Source organism: Ruminococcus albus 7 = DSM 20455 (assembly GCF_000179635.2).
Lineage (GTDB): Bacteria > Bacillota > Clostridia > Oscillospirales > Ruminococcaceae > Hominimerdicola > Hominimerdicola alba.
Window position 1 is genome coordinate 302,994 of sequence record NC_014824.1, and the last position, 16,075, is coordinate 319,068.

The following is a 16,075-nucleotide window of genomic DNA, read 5'->3' on the forward strand; positions in this document are numbered from 1 at the left end:
TATAATAAATGTATAAAGGAGATGTACACTTATGAAAATTAAAAAAATTACCATGGTGCTTTCAGTTGTGATTTCGGCGCTATTATGCTGTAATTTTGCAGGATACAGTTTTATAGAAGACGAGAACGTTCAATATACGAGTGAAAGCAATCCTGAAAGAATAAGCCCATTATCTTATAACATATCCTATTCATCAAAAGGATCATCAGACAGTTCATCCTTGAAAAAAATCAACAGTAATGATGATCCTCAAAAAGAAGAACCTGTATCTGTAATTGATATCACGGAGCCTTCTTTAAATGAAAGTTGTCAGGTTGTACCCGTTGATACCGGTGATAATGAATCTTCCTGTGATTCATCATGTGAAGAAAATAAGGAAGAAACGATTGTAGAAGAAAAAGCTCAGAAACCAGGATATACTATCATTACTGATATAATCGAGCTTGACACTTACATTTATAATCAGCTTGGCGGATCCATATATTCTTCTTCGTGATGTGGCCCGACTTCAGCGGCCATGCTGCTGTCTTCAGAAAAAGGAATGGATATTTCTAAAGATGAGATTGTTGTAAATGCTTATGATAATGGTTTCTATTATGATGCAGGAATAAATTTTACATCCGGAATGGGAGTCACACTAGAAAATATACAGGATCTTGTAAGCTATTACGGACAGGATTCCGAAATAGATCATTTATGGAATAATTCAAGTGAAGATATCATTTATACTATAAATGAAAAACTGAATGAAGGACACAGGCTTATATGCGGTCACAGAACTTTTAGCGGCACTCTTCATTATATAGTTATATACGGTAAATACTGTGAAAAAAACTGTATGTACTATAAAATAGTTGATCCGTGGGGCGGAACTGTTTATACTTGGGATCAGTGGACTCTTTCTGACAGGATAATGAGTGTTGGCGGAGATGACGAATCGACTTTTGAAGGATGTGTAAAAGGATTATTGTGGCTTAAATGATGGAGTGAATAATCCCGATCTGTGGCAGTACTTTTAGGACGACTTCTGAATAGTTATGTATAATTAAGCGCACTAAACTTCGATTTAGTGCGATAATACCGTGTGAAATTTAATGATGAAAAGCAATTGCTGGAAAGCGATTCTCCTGTTCAAAACTGAAAACTTATGTAATTGCGGTTCTCATAGGAGGAAATTTTTTGTTTCGTTAGGGAAGTGCCACGAAAATCAAAACGATAACAAAAAAAATCGGTCAATCAATAATTCATAAGAGAAAAAACGCTTTTATACTATTAGAAAATTTTTCTCTTGCATTATAACTTCATATATGTTATAATGACTATAGAAAATCAATTTCATTGATCAGTAATACAGGGCGAATGATAAGCTCACGTTAAAATGCTGGGAGATTCGCACTTTATTTCGGGCGGCTCGGCGTCCGTAAATCGAGAAGTGCTCGTAAGTCTACAAATCTGTAGCCGAAGTAACTCTCGATAAGGTAAAAGCAATACACATTCAATCCGTGTATTCAATTTTATTTGTATAATTATGCAGATGCAATCTGTACAGGCAGGTAAATTGCGAGCAGCCATATCCTTTATCAGCCGTCCGCCGCATTCGGGGATGCAATCTGTACAGGCAGGTAAATTGCGAGGTGTAAAAGCCGTCAACATAAAAACCACTACTAGATGCAATCTGTACAGGCAGGTAAATTGCGAGAACAGACGTACAGTTTCAAGGGCGATTGAGATAGATGCAATCTGTACAGGCAGGTAAATTGCGAGAAGTCATTTGCAACAGAGATTTTATTAAAGTGGAGGATGCAATCTGTACAGGCAAGTAAATTACAAAAAACGAATTAAAAATTTTCCATCGAAAACCTTGACAGGGCCTACTTTATGATGTATAATATTATTAAAGTCAAATTAACTTGTTAATAAGAAGTACCGTTCGTCTTATCTTTCAAGTGTCATTTGGCTTTTATTTTTTTGCAATCTTTTCGGCTTCAGAAGTCTTCATATTATAATAGTATCATAACCAAGATCGTTTAACTGCCTGCAGCAATTGGAGCTGTAGAGACAAAAACAGATCTTGGCTTTTTTTATTGTAGTAAATTTTCTCCTATAATAAAAATACAACATTCAAACAAATGGTAAGAAAAAGAAAGGAAATGTAAAGATGAACAAATTCGGAAAGATCGTATCCTCGCTGACAGCACTGATGATATTGGGGAGTACATTCACAGTAAATGCAGGCGCTGAAACTTTTTATACAAAAGGGGATATAAACAACAGCGGCACAGTAAATATTACGGATATCATTAAGATAGCTTCTCATATAAAAAGCAAAAAAATGCTTAGTGAAGAGCGAAATGATATACTTGTACCGTATACAACACTCTGGGCTGCCGATGTCAACAGGGATGGAAAACTCAATATAACTGACATCACTACAATAGCGGCTCAAATAAAGAACGTAAAAAGTATTAGTAGCAGCACTAATGCATTTAAAAATGTAAGAAAACTAACGACTCCTACCGAAACTGATATTATCGCTAGAGCACTCAGACTTACCGAAGCTAATCTCAAATACTACTCACCTAATGAGCCCAGAAAATATGATTTCACAAAAGGAAACGACAAAGCTGAAAAAATCATCCTTAAAGAAGGAATAGACTGTTCGGGTATAATAAATTATGCTCTGGGTACACTTGGAATAGAAACAGAAGGTCTTCGTGGATCAAGCAACACTAATGCTGCACAATTTGGATATACTCCGGCAGCAACAGGTGACTGGCTCAATAAATATAACGTAATAAAGCCTGTAAAGAATGCTTATTGGATCGTTGACGGAACAAAGAAACCGATGAAAGTGCTGAAAAACGGTGTTTCTACCTCAAAACAGAAGTATTATCAGTACGGGAAGAATAATGATATAATTCCTGTGGGTTCTATTGTCGTTGCCTTTGCTGAAGATAATAAAGGAAACCGCATGGCTAATGCAGATCATATGTGGCTGTATCTGGGCGAATACAACAATGCAAATGAAGTTAGAAAATACATAGCTTCACTGACAGATAAGGCTCCTGGGGATATTATGACCAGGATAGGCTCACAGAAGATAGGATATAATAGCAACAACAGCGATAATGACGGAAAACACTGGAGACTTGAAAGCACGGGTACTTGGCACGGTTTTGATAACTTCACCGGACCGCAGATAAATAATGACCTTTGTAATAACACAAAAACACAGTATCTGATCTATGTTTTTGCCCCGCCCACTTTTTGATAGCGTATAATTTGTGTCACGCGTGATACAAATAGACCAACTAATAGAACAACTGAATGATAGCACTGGTTGGTGTATCATTTGTTCTATTGGTTGGTTTATTGTTTTTGTTTCATTTCTATGACGTATTATATCTTCTTGTATTTTCAAATATAATCTATTCAGGAATATTCATCATGGTTATCCCTTTAACACACCACAGATAATTTACAATGCTGTCCAAATAAACAGACCTCAAAACTCAGAAAATATAGTATAATAGTGACAGAAACCGAAGGGAGCTGTCGCTATGTCAAAAAGATTTCCGAAACCTGAGATCACACTTGATGGGATATACTCAAAGTTCGCAGATGAAAGCTTTTGCAAGGATTTTCTGCTTGATATCCGCTTTGAAAAGGGTTTTGCCTGCCCGTTTTGCGGTGGCTCTGAGTACCGCAGGATAAGGTCACGCCATCTGCTGCGATGCAAGTTCTGTAAAGCAGATATATCCGCCACAAACGGAACTTTTATGCACAGAACACATATTCCGCTCAGACTGTGGATAGTCACCGCATTCCTCATTATGAGCAACAAATGCAGCGTTTCTGCTGTTACGCTGATGAGGTCTTTGGGGGTGACCTACAAGACTGCATGGTACATCCTTCATCGCATCAGAAAAGCTATGAAATGCCGTGAAGAACGCTATTTGCTTGACGGGATCGTTGAACTTGATGACACGTATCTCGGTGCTCCGACTCACGGTAAAAAGCGTGGCAGAGGAACTGAAAAAGTCAAGATGATAGTAGCTTTGTCAAAGAACGCAGCAGGAAATCCCGAGTACGTTAAAATGAGCGATGTGCCGAATTTAAAGGGTATAACTGTTGGTAGATTTGCCAGGGATAATATCCGCGCAGGCTCGAAGATCGAGAGTGATAATGCTCGAAGTTACAAGAAACCGTTGGCACAGAAATACTTCCATGTTTTTGAAACATATGATCCGACAAGCGGTCAGCTGAACTGGATGCATAAAGTTATATCAAACTTCAAAGCAATGATCATGGGAACTTACCACGGAAACGAAAAGATCCACACAGCGTTATATGCTGCCGAATACTGCTACAAATTCAACCGTCGTAAGCTGGGAAACAGTGCGTATTTAAGGCTTTTGGCTGCTTTGGTGCAGTGATCTTACTTGTGGTGTGTTAAAGGGATAACCATAATATTCATTGATAGCTTGGAGGTCAGACAAGTTGTTGATAATACTTTCAAAATACATATCGAAGAAGATAAAAAGGAGCTTAAGAATTATGAACGAAGTAAAAAACGAAATATCTGAATGGAAGGGATATTCTTTTGAATTCAGAAATGACGCATATGAAGTCAAGGTACGTAATCTTGAAATCGAACAGGATGAATACACTGTTTTTCTTTATGCAGATGATATCAAAGTGGAGAGAAACGGCAGTGAGATGACAGAAAAAGATTTTGGAACGACGTGGTCGGGACGGAAAATGACAGAAAAAGATTTGCTGCAGCAGTCACTTGCTCTTTACGTCAACGGTGTGAAAGATTTTTCTATGCATGAAAGTCTGGACGAATTGGATATCGTATATAATAAGCTACATGAAAAGGGAAGAATCAAAGATATTAATGAAGCTTATCTTACTCCGGATGGTCACATCTTGCATCTTCAGTTTGTAACTGAAAACAGTATCGGTTATGTAGGAGTTGATGATCTTTGTGTTGCCATTCGTGCAGATACAAAAGAGTCTATCACAGATATTGAATTCTTCTACGAACAATTGGTATACGACCTTGTGAAGGAAAATACAGCATTCATTTATCAGACCGAGGAGTTAAAGGAATGGATCAAAACTTTCGAAACGGAGGAATAAACATGGAAATCACCGAAGATAAAATAGTATATGGTAAAAATACCTTTACAATAGTAAATGAAGTTCCTGATGGATATAAAATATGGAATATAGGTCCTTATATGCTGAAAGGATTCATTCCGCTGTGCCGGCTAAAACAAGAACTTTTGCAAAAAGGACTATATGTAATAGAAAAAGATTGTCTATTAGCAATAAAGTCAGAAGGATCAGATAAGATAATGGCTGCGATAGGCGGAGGATATCATACGGTAGCTTTAATGGAAAAATTCTTGTCAGATAACCCAGAGCCGAAAAAAGATTCCTGGGAAGCTAAACAGGTATCACGGATAAATGCAGCATTGCCTTATATGAAAAAGATTAAAGGACTGTAAGAATAACAAGGAGGAAAAAATGTCGAAGATCTATAGAGTTCCCGTATATTATCAAGTGAGTGAATACGTTCCGGTGAAGGCTTTTTCTAAAGAAGAAGCAATAAAGTATGTAAGAGACCACCAGGACAAAATACCTACCCATTGCGGAGATGCCAATTATATCGATGAATCTTATGAGATAGAGTCTGATCCCGATGTTGTTTTGGGGTGTGATGAAAAATCAGGACTCTGGGAAAGGGAAGCATGGAACAATGAATATTATGATGCAACAAAGGAGAATAAAGATGGATAATCTGAACGGAGACTACATTAGAGGTTATACGACAGCTCTAATCAATGTACTGAACTTCTTTGATGATCATTCTGAAGCTATGAAAGTGAATAAGATGTACAATCAGAACTGTGTTCGTGCTGTTCTTAACTTTCTTCTGGAAAACAAAGAGGAAATGCGAGAAACAGGAACGATCGAGGATATAGTTGTTTCAAAAGAAAAGAATAAAGTGATCATCAAAAAAATCGGACGATATTTTTGAAAGGAGCGTACAATGTATAATAAGTACGAAAGTAGATGGAATCTGATACAGGAGATACTTGAACTGCAAAAACAGTATCATAAACTGTATACATCAAGTAAGATCACAAAATCAGCTATATGCGAACTTGTTGTCCCTTTCAGAGATAAATACGAGCTATCCGATGTTGAAGCTCTTAATATAGCTAAAGAGTTTTGTAGTATGGAACGGATCGTTCGTCTTGCTGAAAAGTTGTTTCCTTGAATAAGACCTGTCTTTTACAAACGTCTCTCTTCGTAGGGGCGTTTTTATGCTGTGTCCATAAACTGTCATTTCATCTGGATGTTAAAGTATAACGATATTGAGATTATTAATTATATAAATTGCATAATTTTAACAATTATAACTTTATGAACTACATAATTTGCAAAAAATTATCAGATACACACTAACTTGGAAATTTCGGTAAATTTCGAGTTAAGGTGAGGTAAAACGTATTTTTGATAGGTTGACTTTCTTTCTCGAATGTGTTAAATTAAAATTGTCGCGACAAACACTATTAATTAAGGAGTAATTTAACCGTGAATATAAACATAAAGTCAAAAAGAATAATTGCAGGTGTAATGGCACTTTCAATCGTATCTTCTGGTGCAATTGCATCTGAGTCAAGCGTGATAGGCAGATTAATTTTATTAAATTCGCTCTCTGCAAGTGCCGGTACTGTTTATGGTGACTGGGAATATGAAGTAACCGGAGACCACACTGCAAAGCTAGTAAAGTATACCGGCAGCGATGCAGAAATTAGTATCCCTCAGGGCATTGACGGTCATTCGATAACAGAACTTGGTGAAAATCTGTTCAGTAATAATACTAATATCAAGTCTGTAAAGATCCCCAGAGGTATCCAGAGCATACCCGGTTACTGTTTCTCAAATGCTTCAAATCTGGAATCGGTGGTAATGCCTCTCGGCGTAACAAAAATCGAGCGCGGGGCTTTTATGAATGCAAAGAGCCTCACATCAATAGCGCTGCCTCTTTCTGTTGATACCATTGAAAGCTCTGCATTTACCGGCTCGGGAATAACTTCCATTAACATGCGGGATGTTAATGAGTTCGGCAAAAGAATTTTTACAGACTGTAAAAACCTTAAAGATGTGGTGCTTCCCGATGGCATTACAATAATTCCCGAAAGTACATTTGAAAACTGCATCGGCATAGAGTCCATCATCCTTCCTGATGACCTGATCACTATTGAAAAGAACGCTTTCAAAGGCTGCACAAACCTTACAGAGATAAACGCACCCGATTCGTTGACGACTATAAAAAATTCTGCTTTCATGAATTGCTCAAAGCTTAAAAAAACTCCTTGTTCAGAATCAACGGTTTCAATTGAATTCGCTGCATTTAGAAACTGCACAGGCCTTGAATCTGTATCATTCTCAAACTCACCTACTTCGATAGGATCGTATGCTTTTGCAGGCTGCGAAAAGCTTGAATATATCTCCATTCCCGACTCAGTAGAGAAGATTGATTCAGATGCTTTCAGCGAATGTAAAGGTATCAGGTCGATAGATCTTGATGTTAATTCAGCTACTAAATTCGGCGGATACTGTTTCAAAGGCTGTTCTTCAGTAGAAAATATAAATGTTTCCGATTTTGACATTCTGGCAGGATTGTTCGACAAAAGAACATTTTCAGGCTGCAAAGAGCTACGTACAATAAACAATGAAAGTCCCGTTATTCTTAACGGCGATAACACTGAGCCTGAGTTTACAGAAAAGTACAGAAGTGTTATAATAGAGAATTTTGATGCCATTGACGACAGTGAGCTGGGTTTCTTCAATGACTACCTTGAAGCAGAAGTAAAGTACGTTGTATCCACAAATATAACCGATGATATGTCCGATATGGAGAAGATAAAAACTCTTCATGATTGGCTCTGTAACAAGGTATTCTATAAATATATCAAGAAAAACAGCAAGTATACTCCTGATACCAGCAATTATACTCAGGTGGATTCGTCTGCATTTATCAGAAATTCAACTGTATGCGCAGGCTATGCCAAAGCACTTACACTTTTGCTCAATGAATCTGGTGTAGAAGCATATCTTCTTGTAAATTTCAGCGAACATGCATGGTGTATGGTTAGAGTTGGAGACCATTATTTTCATCTTGATGCAACACATGATGATTCAGGCTCTGATCCAAACGGTACCATAGGTTATGATCACTTCCTTATCTCGGATACCGATGTAAAAAAATGCTCTTCAGGTCATTCGAGCTGGGCGATCGATGCGCCTACAAGCCGATATAAATACACTATTCCCGACGAAATCCCCAAATGCCTCTATTCGGTAGGAGATGTAAATAAGGATGGTGTCATCAACGATGATGATGCCGACCTTATCTGGTATTACTGCAACGGCGATATCGGCTCCATAGACCTTGTTCTCGCAGATACAAACTTCGACGGCAAAGTTGACTGGGATGATTACCTGGCAGCGCTCAAACGCAAATTGCCCCGAGGATAAGCTCAGTGATTATAAATATCATCTCAGACATATTTATATCCCATGATCAACAAACTAAATAATTAAAACTAAAGCATCTTCTGCGAAATATATCGCAGAGGATGTTTTTGTGTATCACGCGTGACACTAAGTATAGAACCATCCGGCAGGGAAGTAATGTTTTTATCGTTAGGATATTTCTCATATAATATCTATGTAGAGATTTATTGATAGTTCGGAGATTTTTCGGCTATTGGTAAGTGTTTGCAATATTATTAAAAACGGAGGAATAAAGACATGGGTTCAGTAATTGAATTAAACGAATGCCCTAAATGTAGTTTTGAGGAAATGAGCTGCGAATATTGGTACAGAAGCGATGAGTACAGTGAGTTGTGTCCAAAATGCGGATATTTCAGAAAGAAATTCCTGAAAAGAGATGATAACAGGGAGCCTATAATGCTAACTGAAGATATCAGGCGTGAAGATGTAGTCGTTCTTAAGAATAACAAATGGGTATCTCCGGAAAAAGATGAAGATCTTTCAGACTATCCTACAAGTAATTTTGCCGTAATAATGTCAGATGAAATAATGCGTTACCCTTCTTTTGCAAGAATGGATAAAGATGGAACTAAAGTGACGTATCCAGATTATATAACTGAAACCGGTGGAGGATGCGGAGCTGTTCATGTAAAATACTCCAACAATCTTGAACGGATAATATCGCTCGGGGAAAAAGGAGACTCTGAACGGATCAAAAAAGCAGTATATGAAGAGGATACAACAAAAGATATAGTATCTATAGAGATCACTTGCCCTTGATTATAGCAATACAAAACGTCTTTCTTCGGAAAGGCTTTTTTGTTGTATGGAAAATCTGTAAGATACGACAAGCGTAATTTTATTTACGCCGTAAAAACGGTAGCTGAACTTTACAAATCACTTGATATGATGCAGTCTATAGGAATAATGGTAGAGGGGGCCAAAGAAGGTGTTGGTGCCTGCATTTGGAAATCTATAACCAGTTCTACCAATATAGCTCTTTTACTTATGAATCACAGTATAGGGGATGATTTGGCTAATGAGGTGTTTCTGGATTTTGTCGAACGGTACATTAAAAATAATATGATAGACAAGGATATTTCGGCTTTTTACGCAACATACAAAAATTTCGGCAATAATGCTGCGATGGTCAAGCATGAATTGGAAAGACTTAATTCACGTTATGACTATTATTGTGATGATTGTCCTACCAGAAGAAATGGTGAAGAATGTGATATTGATTGCCAAAGCAAGAAAGAAAGTCTTTTAAAACGAATTAAGCAGCTGCGTAGAGTGGAAAGCAATCTATAAAAGACAGGGGAAATTAATTATGAGTTACCATGTTTGGTCTGTAGACGGATACGGTTTTGATGTTTCAAATACAATAAATAATCTTACACTTGAAAAATGGTCACTGTTAAAAGAGAATATTCGGCTTTTCTGGGAAGAAAAAAAGCCTTACAGTGATGAAGATTATCCCGAAGCGAAAAATTTTTTTAATATTCCTGTTGATGTGAATGATATTAAGCAGGATATTCAAAACGCCAGAGAGCTGTTCAGTGAATACGAAAGTCCATTTTATTGTTTATATGGGTTTGATGATCTTGTCGCTGAAATTTTTGTATGGCTATGGCAAAAGAATGGGCATATTGAAGATTTAGTGGAAATAGTTATTGATGAGTTTACTGATAGTCATACATACTGGCTTTTAGGTATGGTGTATCCATGGCGTAAAGTTGAAAAATTCGATTCTAAAGAAGACTGCCGAAATGCGATTATTAAATCAATGAAAGGATTTGTAGAGGCAGGGAATGTAAATTTTGAATCCATTGAACAGGGAGGATGAATCCTTCCTGCCATGATCTGTCCTGTAAAACATCTCTCTTTTTTGGAGGGATGTTTTTTTATTCCTTTTTACTATTAGAAAATATTTCACTTGAATTATAGATGTATTTGTGTTATTATAAATACAGGAAAACTCGTTGCGAATGGCAAGCTTACATAAAAATGCCAAGAGATTCGCACTTTATTTCGGGCGGCTCGGCGTCCGTAAATCGAGAAGTGCTCGTAAGTCTACAAATCTGTAGCCGAAGTAACTCTCGATAAGGTAAAAACAATACACATTCAATCCGTGTATTCAATTTTATTTGTATAATTATGCAGATGCAATCTGCACTACGCAAGTGAATTGCGAGTTCGGCGTTGCTGCTTGATGAATCGGGCACTATCGATGCAATCTGCACTACGCAAGTGAATTGCGAGGTATATTAATTTGTACAAAAGCAGTCGAACACTTTGTTGCAATCTGTACTACGCAAGTGAATTGCGAGTGATTATCTTCATACTTTTCCATTCAAAAATATGCTTACAAAAATGATCACAAAATAATCTTTATAGACAGCTTAACGCCCTAAAATCGAGAAAATATTTTGCAAATTTATCAACGAGATACTACTTCATTCGTATATGATTTCAAGTGTTTTGAATGTAACGATGGCGGTAAGTGTGAAATCTGTCGTATCAAGCGGTAAAATGAATATTAAAGGAGTGCGCTATGGCTGTTAAAAAGAAACTCCCTGCCTTAAAAAGGCTCATCAAGAAAATCGAAAAGGTCACGCACGTCCGTCCCGCTACGGAAGAGGAGCTTGCGGCTTTACAGAAGCTTGCAGGCGGAAAGCTCCCCGAGGAGGCTATGGAATTTTACTCACATTACAGTTTTGAGGGTATTGTGCGCATTGATGAGTATATTGATCTCTACGGCATTAACGAAATAGTCAGATGGAATACAGACGCTGTACCCGGGTTTATGGTTCTGCCGTTCGGACTTCTGACCGTGGCTTCATGGGTAGACGGTGATGCAATCTGCATTGACCTTAACAGCGTTGGTGAAAAGTTTGGGTATGGGGGATGTTACACCACGCAGGTGATTCGTCAGTGCAGTCATGAACTTTTCAGCGAGGGCGAGGAGATCACCTTCTACAGAAAAGCACTCGGCGGTTTGGTTCGCCTGCCTTATACCCGTGAGAATGTCGTTGCGCTTTCTCCTTATGTAACCAATGACTTCAGTTATCTTCTCAAACGCCTGAGAGATGGGGAGCTTCGTTATATCGAACTTACCAAAACATTGGATGATTACGAGAAAAAACGATTGCAGGAAACTGCTCAGGAAAGTTAACATCACAAGCCGAATGTTCATCGAGAGCGTTCGGCTTTTGGGTAAAAGAACAAATAGCTTTATAGCAAAGATATACGGCTGTTTAGATGAATCGTTAGATGCACATACCACAATGGCATACATTAACCGTAAGGCTCTCGGAAACGCTGTGAAAGCGTTCCTGAGGGCTTTTTGGCGTTGAAACAGACAAATATGGAAAAAGGTTGCGCAACTGATGCGTTATGCAACCTTAATTATGGGAGCGAAATCTTATATATGATTATTGGGCTTTTAACTGTGATATGAAGCTTTTTTATTATTGCAAATTTTCACGTAAAATAAAATTGTAGATGTTAATTGATAACATAGGAGACCAGACAGATTATTGATAAATATTCTCAAATAACTATAAAACCAAAAGGAGTAATTGCTATGAAAGGAATAATGCCGGATCATAAAGAATGGAGAAAGAAAAGATACAAGATATTCAATGAAAAAATAAACTATTTTAAAGATCATCCCAAATATGAATGGCTGAGGAAATATGCAGATGATGCAATGAACGCAAATGAAGGGTTTGGTTATCTGATGATAAAAGGAGCAGACTTTATAGAAAGAATTGAAAAAATGCCTCTTGAATATATCAGAGACTGGCTCAACGGAAAAAATAAACTGGAATGGACAACATAAAACAGCAAGCAAGAAAAATAACCGATAATTTGTCTTTTAAACGTTCCTCACACGAGGGGCGTTTTTTTCATCATACAAGAATAGAAGATGTTGACTACAATTTGTTTTTTTGATATAATAATCAAGGAAATATTAAAAAGGAAAAATTATCTTCTGTTATAATAGTATAAAACTTGTTGTGTCACGCGGGACACAAATAAAATGTTCCCTATAAAAACCTTTTTTGCAGGGACGTTTTCATCGATAAAGATTTTCTTCTATAATTATCTTAGATCTAAAAATTTTGATAATCGGAGTCGGAATCAACAGATCAGTTTACAGTAAAGGAGAAAATTGAAATGCACTATTAATCATCAAAAGAAATCCCGAACTATATAAAATTTTTCTCAAAAAGAATAACAGCAACAATAAATAACACTGTGATATTCATATTATCCAGGGCGGCTTAACGCCCTTAAATCGAAACAATGCGTCGTAAACCGCTATACAGCGTTGATCGTATACTCGATAAGGTAATATCTCAGCAATGAGATCAAAATTATACGCATAAAATCCGCGTAGACAGTGAACATAACTATATAAGAATGTGAGCTGTAAGTTATATAATGATATTGGAGTATTGATGTGTCCTTCAAAAAAATCTTAAGGAGTAATAAAAATGACTAAAGTAGTAAAATTAGCGTTAATAAGCAATGTAACCGATAAAGATGGAAACAAAGTTGAATACAATGAATTAAACAGATGCCTATGGGATCTTCAAAAAGAAACCAGGGACCTGAAAAATGCTGTAGTAAGAGAATGCTGGGAATGGTACGGATTCACCAACGATTATTATAAACTTAACGAAGAATATCCGAATGAAAGAGATTATCTGAAAAAGGCAAAGTCTGACGGAACGATTAAAGATTATGCTTTGGATGGATTTATATATGCTAAATACAGCAAAAAATACAATCTTCATTCAGGAAACTATTCACAAACATTAAGAGACGCCTGCGGAAGCTTTAAAAATAATCTCAAAGAAATATTAAGAGGAGATAAGAGCATTTTAAGTTATAGAGCCGATCAGCCTCTGGATATCAAGAAGACCTGTATCGGACTGGAATACGATAAGGACACAAACACTTATTATGTAACTCTTGTTCTGCTAAACAAAAATGGCGTCAAGCATTATAATATCAGTGATTTCAGATTTAAGATAACCGTAAAGGATAATTCAACAAGAACGATCCTTGAACGTTGTTTTGATGGAGTATACGGCATAAGCGCAAGTAAGCTTATCTGGAACAGAAAGAAGAGTCAGTGGTTTTTAAATCTCTGCTATTCATTCGATAAAGTAGAGGTAAAGGAACTTGACAAGAAAAAGATACTGGGAGTAAATCTCGGTGTTTACTACCCTTTATACGCTTCAATATCCGGAGAAAAGGATAGACTAGCGATCTCTGGTGATGAAATAATCGAATTCAGGAAACGAATAGAGGCTAGAAGGACAGCTCTGAAGAAACAGGCTGCTGTGTGCGGAGATGGAAGGATAGGTCATGGTTATAAAACCAGGATGAAACCATTACAGAATGTCTCTGATAAGATAGCAAATTTCAGAGATACCTTTAATCACAAAGCAAGTAAAAAGCTAATTGATTTTGCAATCAAAAATGATTGTGGGATCATCCAGCTCGAAAATCTTAAAGGAGTAACAAAAAATTCAGAAGGATTCCTCAAAAACTGGTCTTTTTATGATCTTCAGAGTAAGATCGAAAATAAGGCGAAAGAAAGAGGGATAAAAGTTGTTTATATTGAACCTGCTTACACAAGCCTGAGATGCTCAAAATGCGGATGTATACACAAAGATAATCATCCGACCAGAGAGCAGTTTATCTGTCAAGAGTGTGGGTATAGGGTTCTGCATGATTACAATGCCAGCCAGAACATTGCTGTCAAGGATATAGACAAGATAATAAAAGCTGAACTTGAAAAGACGGAACCGGAAAAGAAAACAGAGGAAGAAAAGCCCGAGAAGTAAGTTCATGTAAAATAATGTGATGATAATATTTTTAGGGCGACTTAACGTCCTAAAATCGAGGCGATTAATCCTGATTGCTGACTAAAGGCTGGCAGGCAATAAAGCTGCGTTATCCGTTGTATGCAGAAGAATAAAAACGATCACAAAATTAATCTGAGAAAAAGGCTTTGTTTTAGTGACAGAGCCTTTTTTGGCAGCTGTATGTTTTGTGTCACGCGTGACACAAGCGAAAGATATTATCGATTTCACTTTTCTTGTATAATAACAACATAGATGTTATTGATAACTGGCGAAGATAAATAAGTTATCGAAGACACTAAATGATTATTATATGGAGGAATTCAAAATGAAAGAATTTAAAAATGCAAACAATGGAACATCTGAGAAAAACAACATAAACGGCACTATCATTTCAGATATAATTGTAACTATCTTTTCAAGCAAGAAGGAGAATAGTTCGTTAAATCAAGAAATGATAAAAAGGAGAGCGGAGATAATTGAAGATATCGGTATTCACAGTAAGCCTTCAGGAGGAGATAACTTCTGGCTTTTCTATGAAAATTATATTTTTTCAAAGAAAGAACACGACAAAATAAAGGCTATAGTAGATAAGTACTCATCTGAACATTATTTTAATGAACTGGTGCATATAGATATGAACTGTCTTTATGATTATACCGAAAGTGGCACTATCACTCTGAGTACAAGAGTCAGAATATCTGATCTGTGCTATGATATGGATACCTGGTGTGCAGGAAGTCTTGAAAACGTTCTTCCGGGAACATATAACTGTTTTGTTCAGAAAACAGGAGAGGGAAGAGTTGCAGGGATCAAAATAGTTCACGAAGAATACGATCCTGAAGAATATGAACCTGATGAACTTCAGGATATTGACGTAGGAGTGGATTCGGGTGAATGTGGAATTTACGATGAAGAATATTTCGCAAAAAACTGTAAGGACCAAGACTGGTATGAATCCACATACGTGCTGAGAGATGGAATGCCTCTAGATGATAAAGCATTTATAAGCAGTTCTGGATACGGCGATGGAAGTTACGAATGCTTTGTTGCAAGAAATACCGAAGGAAAGATCGTAGCTATAAAGATATTATTCATTGACTTTGAGAACGATGAGGAGGAAGAATGATGATCTATAAGGAAGAAGTAAGGGACTTATTTACAACTTCAGATGATTACATCCTCGTCCATTGCATAAGTTCTGACTTTGCTTTGGGCGCAGGGATCGCAAAGAAATTCGCTCAGATGGGCGTGAAAGAAAAACTTGTGAAAAACTATCCGAAGAACTGGGAAGGTCATGGATATATGATACCTGTCGGTCTTAAGGATAAAATGGTAGCAAATCTCATCACTAAAGAAAAGTATTGGATGAAACCCACCTATGATACACTCAGGGAAAGTCTTGAGAATTTAAAGAATTGGGTGATTGATGAAAATTATTTGCCTTGGGGAGATATACGGCCTATAGGAATTCAACGGAAGTTGGCTATGCCACTAATCGGCTGCGGATTGGATAAACTAAAATGGGATAATGTCAGACAGATCATAAAAGAAGTATTTGAGAACACTGATATAGAGATCCTTGTTTGTCTGTACAAATAGTCGCTTAAATTTCC

Annotated in this window: 18 protein-coding genes, 1 pseudogene and 1 CRISPR repeat array; all 19 genes and pseudogenes read left to right on the forward strand. The window is 37.0% G+C overall.

What is annotated here, in order from left to right; all coding sequences use genetic code 11:
• The first annotated feature begins 31 nt into the window (after positions 1 to 31).
• The 19 genes and pseudogenes from RUMAL_RS18105 (at position 32) to RUMAL_RS18190 (ending at position 16,061) form a co-directional block, all read left to right on the forward strand.
• On the forward strand, positions 32 to 496 hold the full coding sequence (locus tag RUMAL_RS18105) for a hypothetical protein (RefSeq protein ID WP_013483545.1): 465 nt from the start codon (positions 32 to 34) through the stop codon (positions 494 to 496).
• Between the two features lie 12 nt (positions 497 to 508).
• Positions 509 to 982: pseudogene (locus tag RUMAL_RS18110) on the forward strand (hypothetical protein); the annotation flags it as partial.
• A 551-nt stretch (positions 983 to 1,533) separates the two neighbouring features.
• Positions 1,534 to 1,831: direct repeats of the CRISPR family, unit length 32 nt; unit sequence GATGCAATCTGTACAGGCAGGTAAATTGCGAG.
• 327 nt (positions 1,832 to 2,158) lie between these two features.
• Positions 2,159 to 3,271 carry a dockerin type I repeat-containing protein gene (locus RUMAL_RS21040; protein WP_013483547.1) on the forward strand — a complete coding sequence of 371 codons (1,113 nt, stop codon included), beginning with the start codon at positions 2,159 to 2,161 and terminating at the stop codon, positions 3,269 to 3,271.
• Positions 3,272 to 3,560: 289 nt separating this feature from the next.
• The gene (locus RUMAL_RS18120; protein ID WP_013483548.1) at positions 3,561 to 4,436 is read left to right on the forward strand and encodes an IS1595 family transposase; all 876 of its coding nucleotides are present in this window, start codon (positions 3,561 to 3,563) and stop codon (positions 4,434 to 4,436) included.
• A gap of 121 nt (positions 4,437 to 4,557) precedes the next feature.
• Positions 4,558 to 5,145 carry a hypothetical protein gene (locus tag RUMAL_RS18125; RefSeq protein WP_013483549.1) on the forward strand — a complete coding sequence of 196 codons (588 nt, stop codon included), beginning with the start codon at positions 4,558 to 4,560 and terminating at the stop codon, positions 5,143 to 5,145.
• A 2-nt stretch (positions 5,146 to 5,147) separates the two neighbouring features.
• Positions 5,148 to 5,516, forward strand: a complete 369-nt coding sequence (locus RUMAL_RS18130; protein ID WP_013483550.1) for a hypothetical protein — start codon at positions 5,148 to 5,150, stop codon at positions 5,514 to 5,516.
• A 19-nt stretch (positions 5,517 to 5,535) separates the two neighbouring features.
• Positions 5,536 to 5,808, forward strand: coding sequence for a hypothetical protein (locus RUMAL_RS18135; protein WP_013483551.1), 273 nt, complete (start codon positions 5,536 to 5,538; stop codon positions 5,806 to 5,808).
• On the forward strand, positions 5,801 to 6,049 hold the full coding sequence (locus tag RUMAL_RS18140) for a hypothetical protein (protein WP_013483552.1): 249 nt from the start codon (positions 5,801 to 5,803) through the stop codon (positions 6,047 to 6,049). The genes RUMAL_RS18135 and RUMAL_RS18140 overlap by 8 nt, the downstream gene beginning before the upstream one ends.
• 12 nt (positions 6,050 to 6,061) lie before the next feature.
• Positions 6,062 to 6,292, forward strand: coding sequence for a hypothetical protein (locus RUMAL_RS18145; protein ID WP_050793327.1), 231 nt, complete (start codon positions 6,062 to 6,064; stop codon positions 6,290 to 6,292).
• A gap of 317 nt (positions 6,293 to 6,609) precedes the next feature.
• Complete coding sequence (locus RUMAL_RS18150; protein WP_013483553.1) at positions 6,610 to 8,559, forward strand: leucine-rich repeat protein; 1,950 nt, start codon at positions 6,610 to 6,612, stop codon at positions 8,557 to 8,559.
• Between the two features lie 276 nt (positions 8,560 to 8,835).
• Positions 8,836 to 9,357, forward strand: a complete 522-nt coding sequence (locus RUMAL_RS18155; RefSeq protein WP_013483554.1) for a hypothetical protein — start codon at positions 8,836 to 8,838, stop codon at positions 9,355 to 9,357.
• A gap of 39 nt (positions 9,358 to 9,396) precedes the next feature.
• Entirely contained in the window at positions 9,397 to 9,888 is a 492-nt protein-coding gene (locus tag RUMAL_RS22195) for a hypothetical protein (protein WP_013483555.1), read from the forward strand.
• A 19-nt stretch (positions 9,889 to 9,907) separates the two neighbouring features.
• Positions 9,908 to 10,423 (forward strand): hypothetical protein, encoded by a 516-nt coding sequence (locus RUMAL_RS18165; protein WP_013483556.1) that lies wholly within the window; start codon positions 9,908 to 9,910, stop codon positions 10,421 to 10,423.
• A gap of 708 nt (positions 10,424 to 11,131) precedes the next feature.
• Positions 11,132 to 11,752, forward strand: coding sequence for an SMI1/KNR4 family protein (locus RUMAL_RS18170; protein WP_013483557.1), 621 nt, complete (start codon positions 11,132 to 11,134; stop codon positions 11,750 to 11,752).
• A gap of 37 nt (positions 11,753 to 11,789) precedes the next feature.
• Entirely contained in the window at positions 11,790 to 11,933 is a 144-nt protein-coding gene (locus RUMAL_RS21990; protein ID WP_154662861.1) for a hypothetical protein, read from the forward strand.
• 230 nt (positions 11,934 to 12,163) lie between these two features.
• Positions 12,164 to 12,421, forward strand: a complete 258-nt coding sequence (locus tag RUMAL_RS18175; protein WP_013483558.1) for a hypothetical protein — start codon at positions 12,164 to 12,166, stop codon at positions 12,419 to 12,421.
• 658 nt (positions 12,422 to 13,079) lie between these two features.
• Positions 13,080 to 14,441, forward strand: coding sequence for an RNA-guided endonuclease TnpB family protein (locus RUMAL_RS18180; RefSeq protein ID WP_013483559.1), 1,362 nt, complete (start codon positions 13,080 to 13,082; stop codon positions 14,439 to 14,441).
• A 346-nt stretch (positions 14,442 to 14,787) separates the two neighbouring features.
• On the forward strand, positions 14,788 to 15,588 hold the full coding sequence (locus RUMAL_RS18185) for a DUF4241 domain-containing protein (protein WP_013483560.1): 801 nt from the start codon (positions 14,788 to 14,790) through the stop codon (positions 15,586 to 15,588).
• Entirely contained in the window at positions 15,585 to 16,061 is a 477-nt protein-coding gene (locus RUMAL_RS18190) for a macro domain-containing protein (protein ID WP_028504370.1), read from the forward strand. Before RUMAL_RS18185 ends, RUMAL_RS18190 begins: the two co-directional genes overlap by 4 nt.
• The last annotated feature ends 14 nt before the right edge of the window (positions 16,062 to 16,075 follow it).

Coding starts and splice junctions, on each gene's coding strand:
- RUMAL_RS18105 (WP_013483545.1), top strand. CDS start 32: ATGAAAATTAAAAAAATTACCATGGTGCTTTCAGTTGTGATTTCGGCG.
- RUMAL_RS21040 (WP_013483547.1), top strand. CDS start 2,159: ATGAACAAATTCGGAAAGATCGTATCCTCGCTGACAGCACTGATGATA.
- RUMAL_RS18120 (WP_013483548.1), top strand. CDS start 3,561: ATGTCAAAAAGATTTCCGAAACCTGAGATCACACTTGATGGGATATAC.
- RUMAL_RS18125 (WP_013483549.1), top strand. CDS start 4,558: ATGAACGAAGTAAAAAACGAAATATCTGAATGGAAGGGATATTCTTTT.
- RUMAL_RS18130 (WP_013483550.1), top strand. CDS start 5,148: ATGGAAATCACCGAAGATAAAATAGTATATGGTAAAAATACCTTTACA.
- RUMAL_RS18135 (WP_013483551.1), top strand. CDS start 5,536: ATGTCGAAGATCTATAGAGTTCCCGTATATTATCAAGTGAGTGAATAC.
- RUMAL_RS18140 (WP_013483552.1), top strand. CDS start 5,801: ATGGATAATCTGAACGGAGACTACATTAGAGGTTATACGACAGCTCTA.
- RUMAL_RS18145 (WP_050793327.1), top strand. CDS start 6,062: ATGTATAATAAGTACGAAAGTAGATGGAATCTGATACAGGAGATACTT.
- RUMAL_RS18155 (WP_013483554.1), top strand. CDS start 8,836: ATGGGTTCAGTAATTGAATTAAACGAATGCCCTAAATGTAGTTTTGAG.
- RUMAL_RS18165 (WP_013483556.1), top strand. CDS start 9,908: ATGAGTTACCATGTTTGGTCTGTAGACGGATACGGTTTTGATGTTTCA.
- RUMAL_RS18170 (WP_013483557.1), top strand. CDS start 11,132: ATGGCTGTTAAAAAGAAACTCCCTGCCTTAAAAAGGCTCATCAAGAAA.
- RUMAL_RS18175 (WP_013483558.1), top strand. CDS start 12,164: ATGAAAGGAATAATGCCGGATCATAAAGAATGGAGAAAGAAAAGATAC.
- RUMAL_RS18180 (WP_013483559.1), top strand. CDS start 13,080: ATGACTAAAGTAGTAAAATTAGCGTTAATAAGCAATGTAACCGATAAA.
- RUMAL_RS18185 (WP_013483560.1), top strand. CDS start 14,788: ATGAAAGAATTTAAAAATGCAAACAATGGAACATCTGAGAAAAACAAC.
- RUMAL_RS18190 (WP_028504370.1), top strand. CDS start 15,585: ATGATGATCTATAAGGAAGAAGTAAGGGACTTATTTACAACTTCAGAT.